The following is a 26,544-nucleotide window of genomic DNA, read 5'->3' as shown; positions in this document are numbered from 1 at the left end:
AAGTAAATTTTAACTAGTTCTATATGTTTGACTTTGTTGGGAAGACGGTCGCTAAGATTTTCGGAACCAAATCGGAGCGGGATATCAAGATCGTACTGCCGTACGTAACGCTCATCAACCAGGAGTTCGCCAAACTCACTTCCCTTTCTGATGACCAACTGCGGGCCCGTACCCAGGAGGTGCAAGCCGTTATCGCGGAGCGTCTCAAGCCCATTGATGATAAAGTAACGGTTCTTTACCAACGCATAGAGAACGAGCCGGAGTTGGATATCGCCCAGAAGGAAGAAATCTTCACCGAGATTGACGGCCTGGAGAAAGATCGTAACAGAGACCTGGAAGTAGTGCTCATGGAAGTGCTGCCGCAGGCCTTTGCCATTGTAAAAGAAACCGCCCGCCGCTTCAAGGAAAACGGCCAGTTAACCGTAACCGCCACAGACCTTGACCGCACCTTCGCGTCGCGCAAACCTAACGTGCAGATTAACGGCGACCAGGCCGTTTGGGCCAACCGTTGGCTAGCCGCCGGTACTGAGGTGATCTGGGACATGCTGCACTATGACGTGCAGCTGATTGGCGGCATTGTCTTGCACCAAGGTAAAATTGCCGAGATGGCCACCGGTGAAGGGAAAACTCTGGTGGCCACCCTGCCGGCCTTCCTGAACGCCCTGGCCAAACGCGGCGTGCACGTGGTAACCGTGAACGACTACCTGGCCAAGCGTGACTCTGAGTGGATGGCCCCGCTGTTTGAGTTCCACGGCATCACCATTGACTGTATTGACAAGCACCAACCCAACACAGATGCCCGCCGCAACGCGTATTTAGCCGATATTACCTACGGTACCAACAACGAGTTCGGGTTTGACTACCTGCGCGACAACATGTCCCGCGAGCCCGGTGAACTGGTGCAGCGCAAGCACCACTACGCCATGGTAGATGAGGTAGACTCCGTGTTGATTGACGATGCCCGTACCCCGCTGATTATCTCTGGCCCGGTGCCGCGCGGCGATGAGCACGAATTCTATGTGTTACGCCCACGGGTAGCCATGCTGGTGGAAGCGCAGCGGAAATTGGTGAGTAATTACCTGGTAGAAGCCAAACGCCTCATCAAAGAAGGCAACGACAAAGAAGGTGGTCTGGCCTTGTTCAGAGCCTACCGTGGTTTGCCCAAGAACAAGCCCTTGATCAAATTCCTGAGTGAGACCGGCGTGCGCCAGATTTTGCTGAAGACCGAGGCCTTCTACCTGCAAGACCATTCGCGCCAGATGCCAGAGGCAGACAAGCCTTTGTACTTCACCATTGACGAGAAACACAACCAGATTGAATTAACGGAAAAAGGCATTGACTTGATCACAGGCCAGGGCGAAGATCCAGCTTTGTTCATCTTGCCAGACATCGGGACGGAACTGGCCAACATTGAGAACCATAAAGAACTCTCTGCCGACGATAAACTGCACCAGAAAGAAAAACTGATCCAAGACTACCAGGAGAAGTCACAGCGGGTGCACACCATCAACCAGTTGCTCAAGGCCTACACGCTGTTTGAGAAAGACACCGAGTACATTGTAACCGATGACCACAAGGTGAAAATTGTGGACGAGCAGACGGGTCGGGTAATGGAAGGCCGTCGGTACTCAGACGGCTTGCACCAGGCCATTGAGGCGAAAGAGAACGTGCGCGTGGAAGATGCCACGCAAACCTACGCCACGGTGACCTTGCAGAACTACTTCAGAATGTACCACAAGCTGGCCGGTATGACCGGTACGGCCGAGACGGAGGCCGGGGAGTTCTGGGAAATCTACAAGCTGGACGTAGTCGTAATTCCTACCAACCGCGTCGCCCAGCGCAAAGACGAGCACGACAAGGTCTACAAAACCACCCGTGAGAAGTACAACGCCGTAGCCGAGGAAATCCAGGAGTTAACCAAACTGGGCCGGCCGGTGCTGGTGGGTACCACTTCCGTAGAAATTTCTGAATTGGTAAGCCGAATGCTTAAAATGCGCGGCATCACGCACCAAGTTCTAAACGCGAAGCATCACCAACGGGAAGCAGAGATTGTGGCCGAAGCTGGTAAGCCGAGCGCCGTGACCATTGCCACCAACATGGCGGGCCGTGGTACAGATATAAAATTGGCCCCTGAATCTAAAGCTGCAGGCGGGTTAGCCATTATTGGTACTGAGCGCCATGAGTCGCGCCGGGTAGACCGTCAGTTGCGGGGTCGTTCTGGTCGTCAGGGAGACCCGGGATCTTCCCAGTTCTTCGTGTCGCTGGAAGACAGCTTGATGCGGTTATTCGGTTCTGACCGTATTGCCAAATTGATGGACAGAATGGGGCTGGAAGAGGGCGAAGTGATTCAACACTCCATGATCACCAACTCCATTGAGAGAGCCCAGAAGAAGGTAGAGGAAAACAACTTCGGTACCCGGAAGCGCCTACTAGAGTACGATGACGTGATGAACGCCCAGCGCGAGGTGGTGTACAAGCGCCGCCGCAACGCCCTGTACGGCGAGCGCCTGGAGCTGGACATCTGGAACATGATCTATGACGTGGCTGAGGACATTGTGCAGACGTACAAAGCCACCGGCAACCATGAAGACTTCCTGTTGCACATCATTAGAGTGTACGGTTTCAACTCCGCGATCTCCGCGGCAGAACTGACCGGACAATCCGTAGATGTGTTGATGGATCGTCTGTACAACGAGGCGTTGGATTTCTACCTGGCCAAGAACCAGCAGATTATGGAGCAATCTGCCCCTATTATGGCGGATATCTATGCCAACCGTGGGCCGATGATTGAGAACATAGCCGTGCCTTTCTCTGATGGACGTAAGCAGATCACCGCCGTAGCCAATCTGGAGAAAGTGGTGAATACCCACGGCCGTGAGTTGATCAAGACCGTGGAGAAAGTGATCACGCTGGCTACCATTGATCAAGCCTGGACGCAGCACCTCCGCGAGATGGACGACCTGAAGCAAAGTGTGCAGAATGCGGTGTATGAGCAGAAAGACCCGTTGTTGATCTACAAATTTGAATCATTTGAGCTGTTCAAGCGCATGATCAGCAAGGTGAACGAAGAAACCGTTTCCTTCCTGTTCAAAGCAGATCTTCCGGTTCAGGAGCAGCAACCGGCTCCGGTACAGGAGGCACGTCTGTCGCAAGCGCCAAGACCGCCAAGATTGCACGAGCAGAAAGAAGAGGTGCATTCCACGCTGGAAGAAACCGTCCCTTCCATGCCTAACATGCCTGCTATGCCCCAGGCGCCTGCCCCCAAGCAGGTGCCGTTCAGAGCCGAGAAGGTGATAGGCCGCAATGACAAGGTAAGTGTGCAATACGCCGATGGCCGCGTGATGAAGGACGTGAAGTTCAAAAACGTGGAAAACGATTTGCTCAACAACCGTTGTGTTCTCATTGAAGACTAAAACCCTTATTTCTCCGGAACAGAGCTTGGCACCGTATATAGACCATACGGTGCTCAAGCCTGAAACCACCAAAGCCATGGTGGCACAACTCTGCCAGGAAGCGATCCAATATCGGTTCGCGGCGGTGTGCGTGCCACCTTGCTTTGTGCGGCAGGCAGTGGCGGCTTTGCAGGATACCGGCGTACAGGTAGCCACCGTGGTGGGCTTCCCCTTCGGGTATCAACTGGCCAAGGTAAAGTTTTTTGAGGCGCACCAGGCCTTGTCTGAGGGTGCCAATGAGATTGACGTGGTCATGAACATTGCGGCGTTTAAATCTGGGAAGTTGGACGAGGTCATGTCTGAGCTGCAGGAACTGAGTACGCTGTGCCACTTCAAGAATTCTATTCTGAAGGTGATCATAGAAACCGCGTTGCTTTCTCCGGAGGAAATTGTGCAGGTCTGCAAATTATGCGTGGAGGCCGAAGCGGATTACGTGAAAACCTCTACGGGGTATGCCGCTTCGGGGGCTCAGACTGAAGACGTCCTGCTAATGCGGGCCAACTTGCCGAAGCACATCAAAATCAAAGCCTCTGGCGGTATTAAAACAAAGGAAGCCGCCCTTGCGTTGGTAAACGCAGGAGCAGACCGGATTGGAACATCCTCCGGCGTTTCATTGCTATGACTTGGAGAAACATGACATCCAGATTTTTTGCCTTCCTCTGCCTGGGCGCAATGATGAGCTGTGCCGCCACCGGCAGTACCTCCAGTTCCTCCAACGCCGGAGACAGTTCCGCTGCTTCCCATAGTCGCTCCGCTGACAAAAGAGGTGGAGAGAAAAAAGGGGAAGGTACGGCTGCCCTGGTAGACACCAAAAAATACCGGCCTACGTTTCCGGCAGCCCCCAAAGGTGGGGCCGAACCAGTAGCTCCGGCCGTTCCCACCAACCATGTAGGCCCGCAGGTAAGCCTGCTCCTGGACAGCGTGGCGCAGGTGAACAAGAACATCAAATATGCCGCAGGCTACCGTATTCTGGCGTACACCGGCATTGAGCGCAAAACGGCCATGGATCTTCGGAACAGCATTGTGGCGCGGTTACCAGAGGAGAAAGATTACCTCACCTACAAACAACCCACCTACCAACTCAAGATTGGCGACTTCTTTACCAGGGTAGAGGCTCAAACGGCCTTAAACAAGATTCAGGATTTGTTGCCCAATGCGTTGTTGGTGCAGGAAACCATCAATATTCCCAAGTAAGCCGTAGCGTCTGCTCGTACTCATCTGCCGTTTCTGGCCTGTTTTACCTAAAGCAGCCCAGAAACGGCAGATTTTTTTAGGGCCTGTTTGCTTCCTTTTCCTTACACCATTATTCAATTGATTGGTGCACCTTTGAAGGAGATGGTGAGCGTTAGAACCTCCCCCATATCCCTCCGAGGCTCATCTTGTAAGGAAACTTTTGCTGCTGTCGCTGTTTGGAAGTTCTACTCCCGAACCTGTCTGCTGCGGAGTTCCACTCCGCCGGAAACCACGGGCAAAAGAAGGGGAGTGGAACTCCCCGGCAGGTTGCTTCCGGAGTGGAACTCCGGAAGAGCGGTACAGCGGTTTGATTCTCTGGAAGTTTCAGAAACTAAATAGCCGCTCATCTTTCCTTACACAATGAACTCTGAGGAGGGGAATTAGCCTTTGCAGGAGAAAGGAGTGCATAGTAGAGACAAGGCATGCCTGGTCTCTACGGGTTCTATCATCACCGCTTCTGCTACTTTCCCAGTTCCAGTCTTTCCCGAGCGCGCCTCGCTTTTGGCCATAGATAGGCCGAGGCTAAGCGAGACAGACTTCCCGGGCCGAAAGGGCAGTGCGAGAGGGGAAGACGGGGCCCCGCGGCCGTGAGCGCTTACCGCCAGAGATGAAACAATGCAGCACTTGCACCCACGCGAAAAGCAGCCCAGCCAAGGCAACAGCAAACTGCGTGCCCTTCCCAATCTCGCTAAAGAAGCGGACAAGCCAAGGCAACAGCATATTCCGTGCACCAGCCAATCCCTCCAAAGAAGCCAGTTCCAGGCAGAGGCCAAAGCGCAGAAAGGAACCCAATAGGGTATTATCTAATCAGGAACCGGAACAAAGGGTATTTGCCTTGGCAGCCAGCCGCAAATTCAAGCCAAACCGGTGTGCTCGCCTTTCCTGAGGCCGGAATTCCGTATCTGCCAGGAGCAGCAGTCCTGAAAATAAACGTATTTTACCTCTAGTATTTTCCGCGGGGGGGGGGGGGAGGTTATCTACTGAAAATGATGTGGTAACTACCCATTTAGCTCATAGGGAATAGATTTAGAAAAGAGCGCTGCGTATTTTCAAGGTATGAACCTGTTTAGAAAAGGACAAACCAGAGAAGGCTCGCCTTTGCCGGGTGTTTTCACCAGCAAGCGGAAAGGCGCCTGCATCTGGCTTGTTGGGGATAACGCCAACTTTTACCTTGCGAAACAGCTTCTATGTTACAATCTAAAGCGGAGGGTTATGGATAAACAGGATTTATTATTATCACATCTATTTGCCAGAGTAAAAAGGCATGTAGAGCCCGAAGACCATCCTGCTTCCTCCTCTGAATTGGCGCAGGACACCAATCTGTCAGTGGAATATACGGTAGCGCTCTGCGAAGAGCTTGCCCGGGAAGGATTCGTGGTGATGAGCACCTTGAACATCCCTCCCTTGGTCTACATCACGCTTCCAGGCATTGCCCGGGCCAGAAGAATGGATACAGCCTTTTCTGCTCTGGATAGAAAATCAGCTTAAGCACAACCGCCCTAACCGCCTTTCTTGGGGCAGTCCCCAAGGAATTCCCAAAATCAAGAGCCCATCCCTCCAGGGCCGAACGAGCACCACCTCCCCCAATTTCCGGCACTTACCTTCTGTTACAAGTACGCCAATTCCGTACGGGTATATTCCATGGGCAATCCTGGGTTGCTTTTCTGCCATGCCCAGGGAATTGAACAAAGGCTGTTTTTGACCTGTTTTCCTGAAAATAGGCCAGAAACAGCATTTCCGTTTTATAGCGTTACCTTTGCATTCTTACCCCCTTACTTCTTTGCCCATGCAAGATTTAGCTACCCGCGTTCAGGAACTCGCCCAAAAATATGCGTCAGACACGGTATTAACCCGGCAGCACCTGCACCAACACCCAGAGCTTTCTTTCCAGGAATTTGAAACCTCAGCCTATGTGTTCAGGAAACTGCAGGAGTATGGCCTGGAGCCGGAGCGCGTCACAGAGACCGGGGTTGTCGCGTTAATCAAAGGCCAGAATCCAGGGAAAGCCACCACCGCCCTCCGCGCCGATTTAGATGCGTTGCCCATCCTGGAAACAAACGAGGTAGCCTATAAATCTAAGAACGAAGGGGTGATGCACGCCTGCGGCCATGACGTGCATACATCCTCGTTGCTGACCACCGCCCGCATCTTGCAGGAAGTGCGGCTTGAGTTTGAAGGCACGGTGAAGCTCATTTTCCAGCCCGGCGAAGAGAAGTTTCCTGGTGGGGCCTCGCTCATGATCAAAGAAGGCGTGCTGGAGAACCCGGCCCCCCAAAGCATTATGGGGCAGCACGTGTTCCCGTTTCTGCCCGCCGGAAAAGTAGGCTTCCGGTCTGGTATGTACATGGCCTCGGCCGATGAAATCTACATCACCGTGAAAGGCAAAGGCGGCCACGGTGGCCTGCCCGAGCAGTTGGTAGACCCGGTCTTGATTTCGGCGCACCTGTTAGTAGCCCTGCAACAGATTGTCAGCCGCCGGGCCAATCCCAAGATTCCTTCGGTGTTGTCGTTTGGGAAAGTAATTGCCAACGGAGCCACCAACGTGATTCCGGGCGAAGTGAAAATAGAAGGAACCTTCCGCACCATGGACGAAGCGTGGCGTGCCGAAGCCAAACAGAAAATCAAGAAACTGGCCGAAGGGCTGTGCGAAAGCATGGGCGGTTCCTGCGAGATCAACATCATGGACGGCTACCCGTTCCTCAAGAATGACCCTGAACTGGTGGCCCGCGCCAGTGCCGCCGCGCAAGCCTATTTAGGAGCAGAAAATGTAGTAGAACTGGACATGTGGATGGCCGCCGAGGACTTCGCCTATTACTCCCAGCAAACCGATGCCTGTTTCTACCGGCTGGGCACCCGCAACGAGGCCCAAGGCATTACTTCCGGCGTACACACCCCCACCTTTAACATTGATGAAGCAGCCCTGGAAGTAGGAAGCGGCCTCATGGCATGGCTAGCGATCAGTGAGCTACAGGCACTGGGAGAGAAGAACGCATGATCTGGCGACACACTTAGGTTTATGGCCTGTTTTCCTAAAATTAGCCCGAAAACCTAAAGACTACTTAGAACCTGTTTATTTGCTTTTCCCCTGCAAGGTAAGCCCACAGAGAAGGAAACTCCTGTGAGGCGTTTTGGAGCTTTTTTGCGAAAAACGGCCCCAAAACGCAAAAACCTGTGAGGTCTTGGAGATCTCACAGGTTTAGGATCACCAGCAGGAGACGGTAGTCAATAACTCTAAACAGGTTTAGTGCCAGAGATGCTTAGCAGTATACCGGGCTGGTAATTTGGTTTAGATACCCAATTCCAACTGAAGGCGCAGGATCCAGTTGTCCTGGGTGGCGTTGGCTGACAGGTCTTCCTGGGTTTGGTAAGTGAGGTCTGACTGTAGCTTAATGCGGTGCCAGCGAATGTAGTAGTTGGCGGCCAACGTGTATTGCTTGGTCTGGCGGGTAAGACGTTGAATTTCCTGTTCTGGGGTAATGACGGAATAGCGGCCGGCCAGTTCAAAGTGGTTCGGGAATTGGTAGCTTAGCTGCCCGTTGTAGCCTTGCCCCGCATAGACATACTGGAAATCATCACCCTCGGCCGGAAACACCAGATTGTTTGCCTTCCGCTGAATCCACTCATGATAGGTGGCCCAGCCATTGTATTTGAAAATAAGATCGGCCATGGAAGATTGGATGTCAGTGAAGCCAAGGATGTTCTGGCCAATCTGCCCGCCGGTGCGGTAGGCGTTGTCGTTCTCAGAGAAGCTAACGCCCACTGAGAGCTTAGGCGTTTTTTCACGCGCCCAATCTCCCTCAAAGTAGTCTCCGTCCATGGCAAACTCACCCAGCGGGAGCGCCTCTACCCGAGCCGTATAAGCTACCCCGGAGCCCTCGCGGGGCGAAGCGTTTCGGCCATCGCCGTTAGAGAGGGCGGCCTGCACATGTATGGGCATAGAACCCAGTTGGTTCTGGTAAAAAGCAAAAAGGCCAAAGTCGCGGTCAATGGTGAAGGTGGCGTTCACAATAGACCGGTCTACAAACTGCTGCTCTCCCGAGGAGATGACCCGCTGCCGGTTGCCCGGCAACTTGGTCTGGCCAAAGCCAATCTTGAGCCGGGGGGTGAACTGGTAGAACACCACGGCGTCTCTGATGAGTTGGGGGTGCTCAGAATTCTCCACGTCCATATCGCCGGGCGAGAAACCCAACTGAAAGGAATAGGTCAGTTTCTTGCTGTACAGAAAGCCGGAAGACCGCAAACGTAAGCGCTTGATATACCCACCTTTGGAGGCAAGCGACAGATCATTGCCTGCTTTTGTGGTAAAATCTGCCCGGTTCTGGATTCTGAAGCGGAGGTTGATGCCCACCGAAGAGTCGCGGGCCAGAAACCGGATGCCTTCCATTTGGTCTACTACCACATCTGCGTAGTTTACCTGATGGTTCTGGGAAACTGCCGGGAAATGGACGGCCAATAAGATACCTGTAAGCCAATAGTAAATTTCTTTTTTCATAGATAGTGTTTAAGTCTCTGTGCGTCAGAGGCTGCTTACTTCCGGTGTAGGGTATGGTTCTCCTGCACAGGTATTGACGCAACCCCTCCCTGAATGTTACACACCCAGATAGGGTACCGCAGCAATGTTCTCAGAATTCCTTTCTAAGATAACCTAAATAGCAAATAAGCCCGAAAAACTGGAAAGAATTGGGAATTTCTTCTGTTACTAGATTTTCTACAGCTCTCTGCTGACACCATTATTGCATGTTTGGTGCGCCTTAGAAGGAGGGTGAGAAAAGCCAGACACCCCTCTGAGGAGGGGAATAAACCTATACAGGAGAAAGGAATGCGTGGTAGAGACAAGGCCGTGGCTGGTCTCTACAGGTACAATCATCACCGCTTTCGCTACTTTCCCCAGTTCCAGTCTTCCCCGAGCGCGCCTCGCTTTTGGCCCTGGACAGGCATCTACTAAGAGAAACAGCCTTCTCAGGCCGAAAGGGCAGTGCGAGAGGGGAAGACGGGGCCCCGCGGCCGTGAGCGCATACCGCCAAAGATGAAACAGCAAAGTATTTGCACCCACGCAACAAACAGACAAGCCAAGGGAACAGCGTATTCCGTGCACCCGCCAATCTCTCAATAGAAGCCAGTTAAAGCACAGAGACCAAAGCACAGAAACGAACCAATAAGGATATAAGTACTGCAATAAATATAAAAAGAGACACAATGGCTTGTTTGTTTATGCTAATATCTATGTTTTATGACGTTATGTCTTATTTTAAGCGATTTTCCCAATTGGTACAAAATTTACTAATAGGTAAGTATCCAAATGAGAAACTAACCTAAAAGCTATAAAGACCATGACAACTGTAAAACAACATCCGGTATTGCAAGGTAGAGCACCACAGACGTTCAGCAACCTATTAGACAGCTTTTTCCAAGACTCGGTGAACAACCGCCGTGTGCAAGGCTTTACCCCGGCCGTAGACCTTTGGGAAACCGAGAAAAGCTATGAAGTGGAACTGGCGCTGCCAGGTCTGAAGAAAGAGAACATTACCGTTGAGTTTGAAGAAGGTGTGCTTACGGTAAGCGGAGAGCGTACGTTCAACAAAGGAAATGAAGGGCAGAAATACCACCGCGTAGAGAACCTGTACGGCAAATTCAGACGCGCTTTCCAACTGCCAGAGCACGTAGATGCCGCTGCCATTGAGGCCCAGTTTGAGAATGGCGTGCTACACATCTCCGTGCCTAAAGTAGAGGAGAAGGTAGTGAAGCACCAGATTTCAGTAAAATAATTAAAAGTTAAGAATCTGTTAAAAAGGCGCTCCCGGGCGCCTTTTTGGCTTAGTCTTTGTTTAGTAATAATACTAGTTTTGCTATTTTAGCGTTTCCCACGTACAAAAGAAACAGAACTTAAGCTCTCTCTAAAAAAGAGATACCTAAACTATTTATTAACCTATATAGCTGACTAATAAGATTATGAAAACGAAACAGCTTATGTTGGGGCTAATGCTCTCCGCTATGGTAGGTGGGGGCGTAGCCGTTGGAAGTTATAAACTGCTGGACGATGATTTGCCTGCCAGCGGGCAACAATTGCCGAATACGAATGTGCGGTATACCAGTGCCATGCGCTCTTCTGATGTAGTGGTACCCGAAGGCTTGAACTTCGTGACTTCGGCGGAGCTGGTGACCCCGGCCGTAGTACACGTAACCACTGAGTACAAAGTGCAGGCCCGGCGTGGGCCCAGTGCCAGTGAGATGCACCCTTTCTTCCGTGATTTCTTCGGAGATGACTTTGAGGGGTATCAGCGCCAGCCACAAGGCCCGGCCATGGGCTCTGGTTCTGGGGTAATCATTGCCTCCAACGGATACATTGTCACCAATAACCACGTGATTGACCGCGCCGATAAAATTCAGGTGATCCTGGATGACAAGCGTACGTTTGATGCCACGTTGGTAGGTACTGACCCAAACACAGACATCGCGTTGCTGAAAATCAACTCTGACAATTTGCCTGCCCTGCGGTACGGGAACTCTGACAATGTAAGAGTGGGCGAGTGGGTATTGGCCGTAGGTAACCCCTTCAACCTGAACTCTACCGTAACCGCTGGTATTGTGAGTGCGAAAGGCCGTAACGTAGGTATTCTGCAAGGTGCCGGTAACATGAGCGTAGAGTCTTTCATCCAGACAGACGCCGCCGTGAACCCAGGTAACAGCGGGGGAGCTTTGGTAAACCTGAACGGCGATTTGATTGGCATCAACACCGCCATTGCCTCGCAGACTGGTTCTTTTGCCGGTTACTCTTTTGCCGTGCCTTCTTCCATCGTGAGCAAAGTAGTGGACGACCTTCTGAAATATGGAGAAGTACAACGTGCGTTGCTAGGCGTGCAGATGCAGGAAGTGGATGCCGAACTAGCCAAAGAGAAAAGCCTGAAAACCCTGAACGGGGTGTACGTGGCCGGTTTCTCTGAAAGCAGCGCCGCCAAAACCGCCGGTATTCAGGAAGGTGACGTGATTACTGAGATCAACGGCGTGAAAGTGAGCACCGGAGCGCAGTTACAAGAGCAGGTAACCCGTTACCGGCCAGGCGATAAGATCAAAGTGTCTTACATGAGAGGGGGAAGCACCAAAACCACCAATGTAACGCTGCGCAACGCCAGCGGTAGCACCGAGATTGTGAAACGCGATCCTAACGCCACTAAGTCCATGACCATTGATGGCGCTAAGTTTGAGGCGGCCACCAAGCAGGAACTGAACAAACTGGACATTACCGGTGGCGTGAAAGTCAGTGGGGTAGAGAAAAGTGCCTTTGCCGAGACCGGTATGAAAGATGGCTTTATCATCACCAGTATTGACAGAACCCCTACCAATACCCCGCAGGACGTAGACAAAATATTGAAAAGTACTCGCCGCGGCGGAATCTTGATTGAAGGGGTTTACCCAGATGGCCGCAGGGCGTACTATGCCTTGGGCCGCTAGTTTAGATCACTTCTGAGAAATATAGGCCTTAAACGGCTTTTAAAAGCTCCTGCCCTTTGGCAGGAGCTTTTTTGTTTTTTATGTTGGCAGAAAGGCCTATACTAGGGTCTTCAATCTTTATTGCTTAACCACAACAGATATGCAGACCAACATCACAGACATACTTTCCCAGCTAGGAATCAAGGATGCCAACCCCGCTTACAGTACCGGATTAACCTGGGGCGGAGAAAACAACCCAGAAACCCGCACCATCCATTCCCCCACCAATGGCAAGCCAATTGCCACGGTGAACATGGCTTCTGAGGCAGATTATGAGCAGGTGGTAACGGTGGCGCAGCAGGCCTTTCTGGAGTGGCGTACCTGGCCCTCGCCCAAGCGGGGAGAGATTGTGCGCCAGATTGGGCAGAAACTGCGCGAGAACAAAGAAGCGCTGGGCAAGTTGGTGAGCTATGAGATGGGCAAGATCTTGCAGGAAGGCATGGGCGAAGTGCAGGAGATGATTGACATCTGCGATTTCGCGGTAGGTTTGTCCAGGCAATTGCACGGCTACACCATGCACTCAGAACGCCCCACACACCGCATGTATGAGCAATACCACCCGCTGGGCGTGGTGGGCGTGATCTCGGCCTTCAACTTTCCGGTGGCCGTCTGGAGCTGGAACGCCATGCTGGCCGCCATCTGCGGCGATGTGGTGGTCTGGAAACCCTCAGAGAAAACCCCTTTGACGGCGGTGGCCTGCCAGCAGATTATAAGGGAAGTACTGGAGCAGAACCAGGTGCCCGAGGGCGTCTTCAACATCATCATCGGCGACGCCGTGATTGGCAGCAAAATGGCGCATGATGAGCGCATTCCGTTAGTATCCGCAACCGGTTCTACGCGCATGGGCAAGAAAGTAGGCGAGGCGGTAGGAGCCCGTTTAGGCAAGTCTTTGCTGGAACTGGGCGGAAACAACGCCATCATCCTCACGCCCCACGCAGACCTGGAAATGGCCATCAGGGCGGTGGTGTTTGGCGCGGTAGGCACCTGCGGACAACGCTGTACCTCCACCCGCCGTCTAATCATCCATGACAGCATCTATGACGAGGTGCGAGAGCGCCTGCTGAAGGTGTATCCTAAGCTGCCCATCGGTGATCCGTTGAAAGACGGAATTCTGGTGGGGCCGCTCATTGACAAAGACGCCACCACCGCTTTTCTGAACGCCCTGGAAAGGGTACAGCAGGAAGGCGGCCAACTCCTGACGGGCGGTACCGTGCTGGAAGGCGAAGAGTACGCCACCGGCACCTACGTAACGCCGGCCATTGTGGAAGCCCAGCACCACTACCACACCGTGCAGGAAGAGACCTTCGCGCCTATTCTGTACCTGATCAAGTACAGCGGTGACGTGAACAAGGCCATTGACATCCAGAACGGGGTGCGGCAGGGACTTTCCTCGTCTATCTTCTCTTCCAACCTGCTAGAGACCGAAGCGTTCCTGAGCCACTGGGGTTCTGACTGCGGCATTGCCAACGTAAACATCGGCACCTCCGGGGCCGAGATTGGGGGGGCGTTCGGGGGGGAGAAAGACACCGGCGGCGGACGTGAGTCTGGTTCAGACGCGTGGCGGTTCTACATGCGCCGGCAAACCAACACCATCAACTTCGGGCGTGAGTTGCCGTTGGCGCAGGGAATTAAGTTCGACTTTTAAGACGGCTTTTCGGCATCTGAAATGACCAAACCAAATGTATTTCTAGTGGCTGCGGGTACGGCCCTTGTCCTGCTATTGCCCGCCCTGCTTTCGGCACAAATCACTGACAAGAACTCTATTGTAGCCAAGGGCGCCAAGGTGGAGAAGTTGGGTGATGGCTACGCCTTTACAGAAGGCCCCGCAGTTGACCGGGAAGGGAACGTGTACTTCACAGACCAGCCTAATAACAAGATCTTCAGATGGTTGGCCAGTACGGGTGAGATCAGGCTGTTCACAGAGCAGGCCGGGCGTTCCAATGGGCTGTATTTTGACCGGAAGGGCAACCTCATTGCCGCGGCAGACATGGACAACCAGCTTTGGGCCTTTGACCAGGGCGGGCGCCACACGGTACTTGTCTCCGGCTATGAAGGCAAGCTGCTCAACGGGCCCAACGATCTCTGGATTGCCCCCACGGGTGCCATCTACCTTACTGACCCCTTGTACAAGAGAAATTACTGGACTAGAAACCCTGAAAAGCAGCAAGACGGGGAGCACGTGTATTACCTGAGCCCTGATAGGTCGCGTTTTTACCGGGTAGACGAAAGCCTGGTGAAACCGAACGGAATTGTGGGTACGCCAGACGGGAAGAAGCTGTACGTGGCAGATGCCGAAGCGGGCAAAACCTTTGTGTACACCATCAAGGCAGACGGCTCGCTCTCAAACAAAAAGCTGTTCGTTTCCATGGGCTCTGACGGAATGACGATAGATAACCAGGGAAATGTCTACCTCACCGGAAAAGGGGTAACCGTGTTCGACAAGGAAGGCAGGCAAATTGCGCACATCCCCATCAAAGAGAAGCATACCGCCAATGTGGTGTTCGGCGGGAAAGACCGCTCTACGCTTTTTATTACGGCTATGGGGGCGGTTTATGGGGTAAAGATGAAGGTGAAAGGCGTGTAGCATCCAAAGCCAATGGCTGTTTTTGGCCTGTTTTTGCAAAAATAGCCTCAAAACATCGGCACAGCCGGATGCTTGCGCCATATAGACCACAAGACAGCCAAACCTTAGTCAGTTTTACAGCAAGGGCCAGACCGTTTCAAACGGTTTGGCCCTTGCTGTTTTAAGCCTGTTTTCTGAGAAACAGCCTTAAAACAACAAAGGAATGCGCTTCAGGGTTTCCATACCTCGGGTAGAATGGCTATCTTTTCTGAGTATCAATTTGGGCGTATGACAACTGCTTCCACCGCTGCTTTCAGGCAGGTAATCACCAACCCGCTGAAGCTGAAATTATTTCTGCTCAAAAGCCTGCCCATGGCGTATTTGGCGGGCATCAGGATCAAAGAACTGTCAGACCAGGAGGCGCAGGTGATCATCAAATACAGGTACCTCACCAAAAACCCGTTCCGGTCTATTTACTTTGCCTGTCTGGCCATGGCGGCAGAAATGGCCTCGGGGGTGCTGAGCATGATGTACCTGCACCAGGCGCAGCCCTCAGTGTCTATGCTGGTGGTGGGCCTGGAGGCCGAGTTCAGCAAGAAAGCCGTAGGAACCATCACCTTCACCTGTTCTGACGGCGAGGCGATTGCCGCTGCCGTCCGGGTGGCCCAACGCACGGGGCAGGGCAGTACGCTTCAAACCCTGAGCGTTGGCCGCGACGAGAAAGGAGAGGAAGTAGCCCGTTTCCGGATTACCTGGTCATACAAAGCCCGAGTTAAGAAAGCTTAGCTCTGGCGGCTGGCGGAAGTAAATGATACCAACATCTTGGTTCTTGCGCCATAGCATCTAGGGCACAGGCTATTTATAATCCTGCCGGTGGTTCCCGGCGAGTCTGGAGACTCGCTTCATCCTTCGTCACGAGACTGGAGTCTCGCGCCAGTTGGTCTAAAACCTGTGAGGTCTTGGAGACCTCACAGGTTTTCGCGTTTTAAGCCTGTTTTGCGCAAAACAGCCCCAAAACGCATCAGCAAGGCGCTCCTCTCTACAGGAGAGGGAGGCTCCTGCGGAAGGGCGGGGGGGAAGTACAGTTGAAAAATTTTGGGAACGCCGTGCAACCATAGGCTTTTTCGCTAGTCTTTAGAGTAGAAGTTTGGAACAAGAGGGAGTCAGGAGACTCTGCGAAAAGGGTTGGTGTGTTCCGGGTTGCTGTTACTAGATTACCATCATGATGAGCACTAAAGGGTAACAATTTGGAAACGCTGGAATACACCGACGTGAACGCGCACGTGGTGGCCCGCTGCAAGGAGGGCGACCGGAAGGCGCAGTATGAGCTGTACAAACTTTACAGTAAGTCCATGTTCAACGTGAGCATGCGCATTACCAATGACTATACAGAGGCCGAGGATGTCTTGCAGGAATCGTTCCTGAGCGCGTTCAGAGAGCTGCATACCTTCAAGGGAGATTCCACCTTTGGCAGTTGGCTAAAGCGCATTGTCATCAACAAGTCCATCACCAAGGTGCGCAGCCGGCGGCTACAGGTGGTGCCCATGGAAGATCATCTGGATGTGCCAGAGGAAACGCCTGAGCTTGACCAGGAAGACATGGAGTACAAAGTGGAAAGCATCAAAAAAGCCATTCAGGCTTTGCCAGACGGTTACCGGGTAGTGCTCACCCTGTACCTGCTGGAAGGCTATGACCATGCTGAGATTGCCGACATTTTAAGTATCAGTGAAGCGACGTCCAAATCACAGTACAGCCGGGCCCGCAAGAAATTGCTGGGCCTCCTGCAGGAACAGTCGTTTTAACGCTGAAATAGTAAAAACAACCCAAAAACGAGTACAAAGAGCCAACGCCATGAAAGATAGATTAAAAGATTTTGTACAGGCCCACCGAGACGAGTTTGACTCTTTCGCCCCCCGACCGGATCTGTGGCAGGACATTGCCGCAGAGCTTCAGACCGAGGAGAAAAACGTGATTTCCCCCCTGGAGACCCAAAAAGAGGCCAACGTGATTTCCCTTACCTGGCACCGCGCCTGGAAATACGCCGCCGCCATTGCCCTGCTGGTGATGGTTGCGTTTTCGGCCCGCTACTATATGGCCTCACCGCCCGCGGGCACGCTGGCCGCCGCTAAGCCCGTGCCGCTGGAGAAAATAGCCCCCGAGGTACGCCAGATTGAAACCAGGTATGTGCAGGTGATTGAGCAGAAAGAGTCTGAACTAAAAGCCCTGGGTGCCGGAAACGTGCAGTTCGCGGAACTGGACTCGGCCTACAACGCCCTCAAAAAAGAACTCTACACCACCCCCAACAAAGAAGTGCTTCTGCAGGCCATGAGCGATAACCTTAAAATGAGGATCGCGCTGTTAAACCAGCAGTTAGAAGTACTGGAAAATAGAAGCCACGTTAAAATCCCTGCGCGCCATGAGACAACCAATATCTAAATTCCTCGCTTTTCTTTGCTTCACGTTCATGTGGTCAGCCACGCACGGGCAACCTGTCCCGGCCTGTAAAGAAGCGTTGAAGGAAGAGATAAGAACCCAGATGGAAGGACAGATAGCCCAGTCTCTGTCTTCTTTGCAAAACCTTGAATCTCTGGAAGGAATGGCCTCTCTGGCCGCTTTGGCCCGCCTGGAAAACCTGGATCTGCCTTCCCTGGCCCAGGTAGACTTGGCTCTGAATATGGCTTTGAACCTACAGCCAGACCCTGGCGTGACAGATGTGCAGGGCGTTCCCCTAGCCCATACCAAGGTGAAGAAAATCAACCGCTCCTTTAAAGTAGACCGTTCAGATAAACTCAGCGTTGAAAACCAGTTTGGCCGGGTAGAAGTGCAGACCTGGAGTAAAAACGAGATAGCCGTAGAGGTAACCGTGATAACCCGTGCCATCTCAGAGGCCAAAGCCCAGGAGATCCTGGATAAAATCAACATCAGAATCAACGAAGACCGGGCCAACAACCTGCTCTCCTTCGTGACCGAGCGTGAGCCCATGCAGATCAGAAGCAGCAGCGAGAAAGCGTTTGAGATCAATTACCTGGTGAGAATGCCCAAGGGAAATCCGCTGCGGGTGAGCAATAAATACGGCACAGTCCAGATACCAGACTTTGACGGCCCCACCGATTTGGAGGTGAAATACGGGGTACTTACCACCGGAAGCCTGAACAATGCGAGTAACCGGGTGGCCGTTAGCTACAGCGGTGGCGAGTGCCGGTTAAGCTACGTGAAAGCCGGAGACCTCCTGTTCAAGTACTCTAACCTGCACCTGGCGGCCGCCGATGACATCAATACCGTAACCGGCTACAGCAACATTGTCATTGATAAAGTAGGGCTGCTGACCATAGCCAGCAGGTATGACTCCAAGTTCCACATCGGCAGCGCCGGACAGATCTCCGGCACCGGAAGTTACTCCGGCATTAAAATAGGAAGCCTGCGCGAATCGGCGAGCCTCACCATGAAATACTGCTCTGGGTTTGAGATCAACAATGTGTCCTCCAACTTCCGGAAGCTGGAGCTCACGGGCGGCTATACCGGCATGGCGGTGAGCTTCGCCGATAATTCGGCCTTCAACTTTGAGGTAGACACCCAATACGGCAATTTCAAACTAGACCAGGATCTCGCCAATTTCAGCTTTAAAGAAGTAAGGAACACCTCCAGCACCTACAAAGGAAAATACGGGAAAGCATCGCCCAAAGCCACGGTCAACGTGACCAGCAGATACGGCAGCATCGCGTTCAGGTAAAAGGCGTACCTGTGTTAGATATTGAAAAGGAGCGGGTCTTGGTAGGCCCGCTCCTTTTTTATACAAGGGTTTTTACCTTATTTTTAGCAAAACAGAGGTAAAACACCGCATAGCATGGACAAGACACCGCCAGAAGTAGTACACGCCTCCCAGGCCCCCGACCCCGTGGGCTTGTACCCGCACACCCGCCGCGTAGGAAACCTGTTGTTCCTCTCGGGGGTGGGGCCCCGGGAAAAAGGCGCAAAGCAGATACCGGGCGTGACGCTAAACGAAGCCGGGGAAATAGTCTCGTATGACATAGAAGCCCAGTGCCACTCGGTCTTCAGAAACGTACGCACCATCTTGGAAGAGGCAGGTTCCAGTTGGCAGAACCTGGTAGATGTGACCGTTTTCCTCACCAACATGCAAGCCGATTTCCAGGCCTATAACCGCCTTTACGCCCAGTACTTCCAAGACTGCCAACCCTGCCGCACCACGGTAGAGGTAAACGCCCTGCCCACGCCCATCGCTATTGAGTTAAAATGCATCGCCACCATCTGAGCCAGGTGGTATTTGGGCTGTTTTTCTAAAAGCAGGCCTTAAACAGAAACGCTTTTGAACACAAACCAGCCAGACAGGGCCAGAAGGAATTAGGAGTTTTGTTTTTAGAGTTGGTAATTGCAGGTGCCCTGGGGCAGAACCTGTTTTTGGAAGGGGAGGGCAGCGGTTTTTTCAGCCGGCAAGCCGATTCCCTCCAGAAACCTATACTTTTGACGTCCGCTTTTTAATGATACAAACTTCTCCAGAAGCGTTGTTCGCCGAACGGGAACAGCGCTTTTTCGCCGCCGAGGAGCGGCAGGCCACCAAGTACCGCTGGGTTGGCTGGTTACGACTGTCTTTTTTTGTGGCCTCGGTGCTGGGCTGCGTGGTGCTGTTCTACTACGGCCACAACGGCGCAGGCTTAGGTTTGCTAATAGGCGGTTACTTTATTTTCGCGGCACTCATCTACTGGCACAACAAGATTGAATACGCCCGCAAGCACCAGCTCTACCTGGGCCTGATTAATAGGAAAGAGGGGGAGCGCCTGCGCGGAGAATTGAAAGAGTTCCCCAACGGCGAAGAGTTTCAGGAGCCCCACCATTACTACACCGCAGACCTGGACGTTTTCGGGCCGAATTCCCTTTTTCAGCTCCTAAACCGGGGCGTGACGCGACTGGGGCAACAGCGCCTGGCCGAATGGCTGAAAGCACCCGCCCTGGCCGAAGAGATCATAGCCCGCCAAGAAACCGTGGCCGAGCTTCTGCCCGACCTGGAGTGGCGGCAGAACCTGGAGGCCCGCGCCATGCACCACCACCGCAAAACCCAGGCCTTGCCGCAGCCGTTTTTGCTCTGGCTCAAAAGCCCCAACTTCTTTACCGGCAAAAGCTGGCTGGTGGCTTTGACGTTCCTGTTGCCTTTGCTCACCATTGCCGCCGGTGTTTCCTGGGCCCAGGGCAATTCGCATTATCCTTTCATCGGGCTGGTAGTGGCGCAGTTCCTGATCGCTTACAAATTTCAGCGCCAGCGCGATGAGTATTATGAGGAAAGCACCGGCATGTACGAGACTTTGCGCAGCTACACAGATTTGCTGGTGCACATTGAAGGCCGAACATTCCAAAGCAAAAAAGCCCAGACCCTGCAGCAGCAGCTCAAGATTGATGAGCGGCTGGCCTCTGAACACGTGCGTAAACTGGCTTCCATTATCCAGTTCCTTTCGGCGCGGCTCAATACGTACCTCAACTTCATCCTGAACCACGTGCTCATGTGGGATTTCATCTGGATGTGGCGCCTGGAGCGTTGGAAGAAAACCATGTCGGGCAACATTGGGCAGGTGCTCAACGCCGCCGCCGAGTTTGAGGCGCTGTCTAGCCTGGCCGCCTTCCAGTACGCCAACCCAAGCTACGCCGTGCCGCAGATCAGCGCCAAGCCGTTTGAGTTTGACGCCGAAGCACTGAGCCACCCGCTTATCTTTAGTTCCACCCGTACCGCCAACAGCATTTCTTTTCAGGGGGCCGGGCACACGGTGCTCATCACGGGTTCCAACATGTCGGGCAAGAGTACGTTTCTGCGGGCCGTTGGCGTGAACATGGTGCTGGCGTTCACTGGCACCGTCATGTGCGCCAAGCGGGCCACTGTTTTCCCGGGACAGGTGTACACCAGCATGCGCACCGAAGACAACCTGGCCGAGAATACCTCCTCATTCTACGCAGAACTGAAACGCCTCAAGATCCTGCTGGATCTAACGCAGACCGGCCAGCCGGTGTACTTCTTCCTGGACGAGATCCTGAAAGGCACCAACTCGCATGACCGCCACCAGGGCGCTATGGCCTTGATCAGGCAGTTGCACCAGCGGCAGGCGGCAGGCTTTGTGTCTACCCATGACCTGGAACTGGGCAACATGGAGCAGGAATTGCCGGGCTCAGTGCAGAACTTCAGCTTCAACAGCTATTTTGAGGACGGAAAGCTGCGCTTTGACTACACCCTGCGGCCCGGCATCTGCCAGAGCTTCAACGCTAGCCAGCTCATGCGGCAGATGGGCATTGAGCTGTAGTTTTGTGTAATTCTGGGAAAATGAGCCCTACAACAGGTCTTTCCCGTATCTTCTGAAAAGTACCATCGCCTACGTAACTCTTCTGCCTAAATCTGTGAAAGAAGTAAGAATTCTTAAACTATGGGTAACAATGGAGAAGTCCTGACGGTTACCTTTGCGTACGGTACTTTAGTCTTGAATGTAGAATTCTTTTTCTTTTAGCCCATGCGCGTTGTTGCCGATATCCCTCACCCCGAGATCAAAATCACCTTACTGGCCTGGAATGGGAAGTACCTGCTTAAGTTAGAGTTAGGCCCATTTGAGCAAACCTATAAAGTGAACGAAATGGACGTGACCGGTGGCGATGCGGAAGTGAAAAGCTGGCTAGACGCGCAATTTTTGCAAAACAGCATAGAACTATTTCTCTCTATGCGCAAAAACCTGCACGAAGCCCGTATGCGACACGAGTAGTAGGAATATTCCTCGTATTTCTACTTGATTTTTGCAGAATTCAGGCAGAATGTTATAGAAGGCTTGCAATTGCCAAATGCTTCTCTTATATTCAATTCAAGACAGACGACAATTGAGTAACGGATGAATTAGTTTAACACCAAGCGCCACAAAATAGCGTGTAAGTCCCCCTTGCGCCATGAAGATAGGATTTAGCAAACATATTAAGATCTCCTATCGGGCGGACATGCAAACGGTTATTATTCGTTGGCAGCAGCCTGTTACTTTTACCGAGTTCAAGATAAACTGCCTGGCTATTCTCTCCACGGCCAAGGAAAACGCCGCCGCGTCCTGGCTTATTGACTGTCGTTCTAAAGGCGAACTGACCCAGCACGAGAGCGACTGGCTCAGCAATGAGTTCTATCCTAAGGTTCTGGAACAAGTCTCTGCGCACGTGTTGGTGGCCTGGTTGCTGGCTCCCCGGCAAATGCAGCGGCTTCAGGAAGGAGCAACCCTCTCCGCCATCTCCTCAGATTGCTCAGACGTGCAAAGGAAAGCATTCCTTACCGAACATGAGGCCGTGAAATGGCTGGAAGCAGCGGTGGCGCAGGTAGAGCACCGCAACAATAACCAGTAGTAAATTCTCTGGCTTTCCTTAGCCATCAGCGAAAGAAGGGTCAGGGGCATGCTATCGGTTTTTATGGGTTGGGCCGATAATGTAATAACTGACTTTGCGCCGGAGAGAGGCCTCACCCTCTAGCCCCCTCTTTACTGGAGAGAGGGAACCCCGCTGATGCGTTTTGGGGCTGTTTTGCGGAAAATAGGCCCAAAACGGCAGGGGCGCTGTTATTAGATTTCGGGAGAGACCAGGCACCTTGTCTCCGGCACGCATTGCTTTCTATGGTTGGTTTCTTCTGCGGAGGCAGGCATCCTCCTTCGGCCCAGTGTTTTAGGCTTGTTTTGCGGAAAACAGGCCGGAAACGGCATTGGCGCAGACGCTCGCAGGAGCTGCGCACACTACGAGGTCTTGGGAGCGGGCGGCATCGCGAAAACAGGCTTTAGAAAACACTGGCGCGAAACTAAAGTCTCGTGCCACGGGATGAGGCGAGTCTCCAGACTCGCCGGGAACCTCCAGCCGGAGGGCGTAACATTAGCTAACAAATCTTGTCAGAAATCACCCATCAATGTCATCTGACTCGCTGCTCCAGCCGTACAGTAGCCGGGATAGCATCTTTTCTGCATCTTCCGTGGTTTTCCGTTTCTCTTGGTTGTGCCGGTTTTGTTTGCGCCCGATGGGAGACTTTCTCTCACGCTGTGATTCTATCTCAACTTTAACCCCTGCTTGCCTCTGGCTATGAAACCAATCATCTGCGTAGAATACTGTCCTAAATGCGGCTGGATGCTTCGGGCTGCCTACATGGCCCAGGAACTGCTCACCACCTTCCCAGATGACGTAAAAGGCGTGCTTCTGGAGCCCAGCCAAACCAGCGGCAGCTATATCATCAGGGTCAACGAACAGGTGATATTTGACCGCAAGCAGATGGGCCGTTTCCCAGAGATAAAAGAGCTCAAGCAACTCGTCCGAGACCGGGTAAACCCCGGGAAAAGCCTCGGCCATTCAGACAAAAAGTAATTGATAGTTCTGAAGAAGCAATGATAAACTAAAACAGAATAAGGGCACTCGCTCGCGGGACGCGAGCGAGGGAAATCATTACTTTGAAGGCCTATCCAATAACCTTAGAACCGTACTGTCCATGGCCGCGTAGTTGCTGGAATTTATTAGAGAAGAGTTACCCCTGGGAAGAGTTGGGGCAGAGTTGCCAGCGGCGGTAAGTTCTTGCCAGAGACAAGCCATCTTTTTCAGTTGGTAAAGGTCTTTTCGCAGTTCAGGTGGTTTTTGGGGCCTATTGCTTGTTTTTACATGAAAATAGAGGAGAATCGGCAGAAAGATACTATACTTGGCGCATGCAAACTCCGGCTACTCCTGCCAGAAAGGTCACTTACAAGATGAAACGCCCCATGCGCAAACTTTTCCTCTCGCTTTTCCTGCTTCTTTCATGGCAGGCCATGGCTCAGCAAGGTACGTTAAGAGAAAGCCTGAAAACCAAAAGCAAAATTCTTGGGCAGGACGTGAAGTACTCTGTGTACCTGCCCTCAGACTACGAGAAATCTAACCGCCGCTACCCGGTGCTGTATCTGCTGCACGGCTACACCGATGATGAAACCGGCTGGACGCAGTTTGGGGAGGCCCATCTCATTGCTGACCGGCTGATGCAGGCCGGGCAGATTCCGCCTATGCTCATTGTGATGCCAGACGCAGGCGTGACCTGGTACGTGAACAGCGCAGACGGCAAAGTGAAGTTTGAGGACTTCTTCGTGAGAGAATTCATCCCCTACATTGACAAAGAGTACCGCACGCGCAGCAGCAGAGAATCCAGGGCCGTGGCCGGGCTTTCCATGGGCGGCTACGGCACGCTCATCATGGCCATGAAACACCCCGGGTTGTTTTCGGCCGCCGCTCCCCTGAGCTCTGCCGTCTTCACCGATGAAGAATTCAGGAACATGCCGGAAGACAATTACAACAGAACCTTTGCGGGTATCTACGGGCCGTACCCCAAGGGACAAGAACGCCTGAGCACGCACTGGTACCAGAACTCCATTCTAAAGATGGTGGAGACCACTCCCGCAGACTCACTCAAGAAAGTGAAGTACTACCTTGACTGCGGTGACGACGATTTCCTGATCAAAGGCAACATGGCCTTGCACGCCGCCATGATAGACCGCCGGATTCCGCATGAATTCAGGGTTAGGGACGGCGGACATACCTGGTCTTACTGGCGTACCGCTCTGCCAGAAGTCTTGAAGTTTGTGGGTGATAGCTTCCACAGATAAGGCTAGGCGCAACGTACCCCTCAGTTTTGTACCCAGGGCGTTTTGGGGCTGTTTTACCTAAAACAGCCCCAAAACGCCTTTTTGCTTTAGGGAATTTACGGAAAAGGCCTTTAAGTTAAACTTCTCAATAAATAGAATATCTTATATACTGGAAAGTCAGTATAAGTCTATTGATAATACAGAGTCCCAAGCGCAGACAAGGCTCTAAGTAAACCTCTAGCTAACTGAATATGCTTCATTTAAAAGAGCTTTCTTTAAATATACCAGACACCAGAAAACCGCGGGTGGTAATCATTGGCGGTGGTTTTGGGGGAGTGAACCTGGCTAAGAAATTACCCGGAAAAGAGTTTCAGGTGGTGTTGTTTGACCGGCAGAATTACCACGGTTTCTGGCCTCTTCTATACCAGGTAGCCACCGCTGGTCTGGAGCCGGATGCCATTGCTGAGCCGCTCCGCAAAATGTTTGACGAAGAGTACGAAGACTTCCACTTCCGGCAGGTGAAAGTGACGGGCGTCAATCCGGCCACTAAGACCGTCTCTACGCTGGTAGGCGATCTGGCGTATGATTTTGTGGTCATTGCCACCGGAACCAAGTCCAATTACTTCGGGAATGAGCAGATCAAACAGTATGCGTTCCCGCTCAAGCAGGTGCCCGACGCGCTTAACCTCCGCAGCCAGCTTTTGCAGTCGTTTGAGCAGGCCAACATGATCAAAGACCCGCTCGTGCGGCAAAGCCTGCTCAACATTGTGATTGTGGGCGGTGGCCCAACCGGGGTGGAACTGGCCGGTGCCCTGGCCGAAATGCGGAAGCACGTGCTGCCAGGCGATTACCCGGGCATGGACTTCAGCCTGATGAACATCTACCTGGTAGAAGGGCTAGACCGCGTCTTGCCCCCTATGTCTCCTGAGTCAAGTGCCACCACCAAGCGCTACCTGGAGGAAATGGGCATCAACATCAAGTTAAACACGTTGGTGGAGTCTTATGATGGCCAGGTGGTGACTTTCAAAGGAGGGGAGCAGATCAGAACCCAAACCTTAATCTGGGCGGCGGGCGTTGCTGGCGCTCAGATTGCGGGGCTGCCGCCCGAGGTGAGTGACAGAGGGCGCTATCTGGTGAACACCTTTAACCAGGTGAATGGCTTCTCAGATGTTTTTGCCCTTGGGGATATTGCGTTCATGAAGACCGAAAAATACCCAAGGGGGCACCCGGGCGTGGCCCAGCCCGCTATTCAGCAAGGGAAACACCTGGCCAAGAACCTACAGCGCATTCTCCGGAACGAGCCGCTGGTGCCCTTTGAGTATCTTGACAAAGGGTCACTGGCCATTATAGGTAGAAACAGGGCGGTAGCTGATCTGCCCAAGAACATGCACCTGAAAGGCTTCATCGCCTGGATGGCTTGGCTCTTTGTGCACGTTTACTACCTCATCGGGTTCAGGAATAAGTTGATTGTGCTGGCCAACTGGGTGTATAGGTTCTTTACCTATGAGAACGGAACACGCTTAATCATTCGGCCTTTCCTCCGGAAAGATGATATTGCCGGACAGGAGTTTGTGAGACAACAAGCCGATTTGGATTGACTCTTCTAAAAAAGCCCTGTTGCCTTTTGGAGGCCTGCTACCAAGCAGGCCTCTTTTGTTTTCTAAGAGGCTGTTTAGAGTTTCAGGCCTGTTTCTGTAAAAATAGCCTAAAAACAAAAGTATAAACGGATGCTTGCCCAGAGGAATTGTATTAACTGCCGGTGAATGGAAACTCTAAACAGGTTCTACGCCTGCTATTCCTCAGAAGAAACAGTTTCAGCAGGGAATTCTCAGGAACTGCTGAGTTGGTTTGCTGGTAGGTGAGCTTCCTTTTAAGAATATCAAGTGAATGTACAAGACGAATTAGGGCGTAGATTTTACCTGTAGACTTCTTCCTATTCTTTAAGATTGATCCCCTTCTTGGTTTCTTTGTGCGCTTTGGCCTCTACCTGGAACTTGCTTCCTTAGGGAGATTGGTGGGTGCACGCCTTTTGCTGTTCCCTTGGCTTGGCTGCTTTTAGTGTGGGTGCAGGTGCAGTATTGTTTCATCTCTGGCGGTAAGCGCTCACGGCCGCGGGGCCCCGCCTTCCCCTCCCGCACTGCCCTTTCGGCCTGGGAAATTCTCTTCTCTTAGCTGACGTCTGTGCAGGGCCAAAAGCGAGGCGCGCTCG

General features: G+C 52.6%; 21 protein-coding genes. 20 read left to right on the top strand and 1 reads right to left on the bottom strand.

Going from position 1 to position 26,544, the window contains the following annotated elements:
• The first annotated feature begins 23 nt into the window (after window positions 1-23).
• The 5 genes from secA (at window position 24) to HHO50_RS02920 (ending at window position 7,680) form a co-directional block, all read left to right on the top strand.
• Window positions 24-3,413, top strand: a complete 3,390-nt coding sequence (gene secA / locus HHO50_RS02940; protein WP_181304520.1) for a preprotein translocase subunit SecA — start codon at window positions 24-26, stop codon at window positions 3,411-3,413.
• A gap of 25 nt (window positions 3,414-3,438) precedes the next feature.
• Window positions 3,439-4,074, top strand: a complete 636-nt coding sequence (gene deoC, locus HHO50_RS02935; protein ID WP_255478571.1) for a deoxyribose-phosphate aldolase — start codon at window positions 3,439-3,441, stop codon at window positions 4,072-4,074.
• A gap of 11 nt (window positions 4,075-4,085) precedes the next feature.
• The gene (locus HHO50_RS02930; protein ID WP_181304519.1) at window positions 4,086-4,646 is read left to right on the top strand and encodes a sporulation protein; all 561 of its coding nucleotides are present in this window, start codon (window positions 4,086-4,088) and stop codon (window positions 4,644-4,646) included.
• Between the two features lie 1,251 nt (window positions 4,647-5,897).
• Window positions 5,898-6,173, top strand: coding sequence for a hypothetical protein (locus tag HHO50_RS02925; RefSeq protein WP_181304518.1), 276 nt, complete (start codon window positions 5,898-5,900; stop codon window positions 6,171-6,173).
• Between the two features lie 298 nt (window positions 6,174-6,471).
• Entirely contained in the window at window positions 6,472-7,680 is a 1,209-nt protein-coding gene (locus HHO50_RS02920) for a M20 family metallopeptidase (protein WP_181304517.1), read from the top strand.
• A gap of 291 nt (window positions 7,681-7,971) precedes the next feature.
• Here the strand turns inward: HHO50_RS02920 and HHO50_RS02915 are convergent, their stop codons facing one another.
• Complete coding sequence (locus HHO50_RS02915) at window positions 7,972-9,177, bottom strand: porin (RefSeq protein ID WP_181304516.1); 1,206 nt, start codon at window positions 9,175-9,177, stop codon at window positions 7,972-7,974.
• An 838-nt stretch (window positions 9,178-10,015) separates the two neighbouring features.
• Between HHO50_RS02915 and HHO50_RS02910 the strand changes: the two genes are divergently transcribed.
• From HHO50_RS02910 to HHO50_RS02840, 15 genes are all read left to right on the top strand, one after another.
• Window positions 10,016-10,450: an Hsp20/alpha crystallin family protein gene (locus tag HHO50_RS02910; protein WP_181304515.1), complete on the top strand. Its 435-nt coding sequence runs from the start codon at window positions 10,016-10,018 to the stop codon at window positions 10,448-10,450.
• Between the two features lie 184 nt (window positions 10,451-10,634).
• A complete protein-coding gene (locus HHO50_RS02905) occupies window positions 10,635-12,134 on the top strand; it encodes a Do family serine endopeptidase (RefSeq protein WP_181304514.1) in 1,500 nt (499 codons plus the stop codon).
• Window positions 12,135-12,273: 139 nt separating this feature from the next.
• Window positions 12,274-13,818, top strand: a complete 1,545-nt coding sequence (locus tag HHO50_RS02900) for an aldehyde dehydrogenase family protein (RefSeq protein WP_181304513.1) — start codon at window positions 12,274-12,276, stop codon at window positions 13,816-13,818.
• 21 nt (window positions 13,819-13,839) lie between these two features.
• On the top strand, window positions 13,840-14,757 hold the full coding sequence (locus HHO50_RS02895; RefSeq protein ID WP_181304512.1) for an SMP-30/gluconolactonase/LRE family protein: 918 nt from the start codon (window positions 13,840-13,842) through the stop codon (window positions 14,755-14,757).
• Between the two features lie 267 nt (window positions 14,758-15,024).
• Window positions 15,025-15,522: a DUF4442 domain-containing protein gene (locus HHO50_RS02890; protein ID WP_181304511.1), complete on the top strand. Its 498-nt coding sequence runs from the start codon at window positions 15,025-15,027 to the stop codon at window positions 15,520-15,522.
• A 461-nt stretch (window positions 15,523-15,983) separates the two neighbouring features.
• Entirely contained in the window at window positions 15,984-16,538 is a 555-nt protein-coding gene (locus HHO50_RS02885; RefSeq protein ID WP_181304510.1) for an RNA polymerase sigma factor, read from the top strand.
• Window positions 16,539-16,587: 49 nt separating this feature from the next.
• Complete coding sequence (locus tag HHO50_RS02880; protein ID WP_181304509.1) at window positions 16,588-17,172, top strand: hypothetical protein; 585 nt, start codon at window positions 16,588-16,590, stop codon at window positions 17,170-17,172.
• Window positions 17,153-18,466, top strand: a complete 1,314-nt coding sequence (locus HHO50_RS02875) for a hypothetical protein (RefSeq protein WP_181304508.1) — start codon at window positions 17,153-17,155, stop codon at window positions 18,464-18,466. Before HHO50_RS02880 ends, HHO50_RS02875 begins: the two co-directional genes overlap by 20 nt.
• 114 nt (window positions 18,467-18,580) lie before the next feature.
• Entirely contained in the window at window positions 18,581-19,006 is a 426-nt protein-coding gene (locus tag HHO50_RS02870; protein ID WP_181304507.1) for a RidA family protein, read from the top strand.
• A 226-nt stretch (window positions 19,007-19,232) separates the two neighbouring features.
• The gene (locus tag HHO50_RS02865; RefSeq protein WP_181304506.1) at window positions 19,233-21,035 is read left to right on the top strand and encodes a DNA mismatch repair protein MutS; all 1,803 of its coding nucleotides are present in this window, start codon (window positions 19,233-19,235) and stop codon (window positions 21,033-21,035) included.
• Between the two features lie 204 nt (window positions 21,036-21,239).
• Window positions 21,240-21,485 carry a hypothetical protein gene (locus tag HHO50_RS02860; RefSeq protein WP_181304505.1) on the top strand — a complete coding sequence of 82 codons (246 nt, stop codon included), beginning with the start codon at window positions 21,240-21,242 and terminating at the stop codon, window positions 21,483-21,485.
• 178 nt (window positions 21,486-21,663) lie between these two features.
• Entirely contained in the window at window positions 21,664-22,101 is a 438-nt protein-coding gene (locus HHO50_RS02855) for a hypothetical protein (RefSeq protein ID WP_181304504.1), read from the top strand.
• Between the two features lie 717 nt (window positions 22,102-22,818).
• Window positions 22,819-23,097 carry a SelT/SelW/SelH family protein gene (locus tag HHO50_RS02850; protein ID WP_181304503.1) on the top strand — a complete coding sequence of 93 codons (279 nt, stop codon included), beginning with the start codon at window positions 22,819-22,821 and terminating at the stop codon, window positions 23,095-23,097.
• 386 nt (window positions 23,098-23,483) lie between these two features.
• Window positions 23,484-24,356, top strand: a complete 873-nt coding sequence (locus tag HHO50_RS02845) for an esterase family protein (RefSeq protein WP_255478570.1) — start codon at window positions 23,484-23,486, stop codon at window positions 24,354-24,356.
• Between the two features lie 230 nt (window positions 24,357-24,586).
• Window positions 24,587-25,933: an NAD(P)/FAD-dependent oxidoreductase gene (locus HHO50_RS02840; RefSeq protein ID WP_181304502.1), complete on the top strand. Its 1,347-nt coding sequence runs from the start codon at window positions 24,587-24,589 to the stop codon at window positions 25,931-25,933.
• Window positions 25,934-26,544 lie beyond the last annotated feature (611 nt).

The sequence above is a fragment of the Rufibacter sp. XAAS-G3-1 genome (genome assembly GCF_013623775.1).
GTDB lineage: Bacteria > Bacteroidota > Bacteroidia > Cytophagales > Hymenobacteraceae > Nibribacter.
Note: the sequence above shows the minus strand (reverse complement) of the source record. Positions and strands in the feature narration are given on the sequence as shown.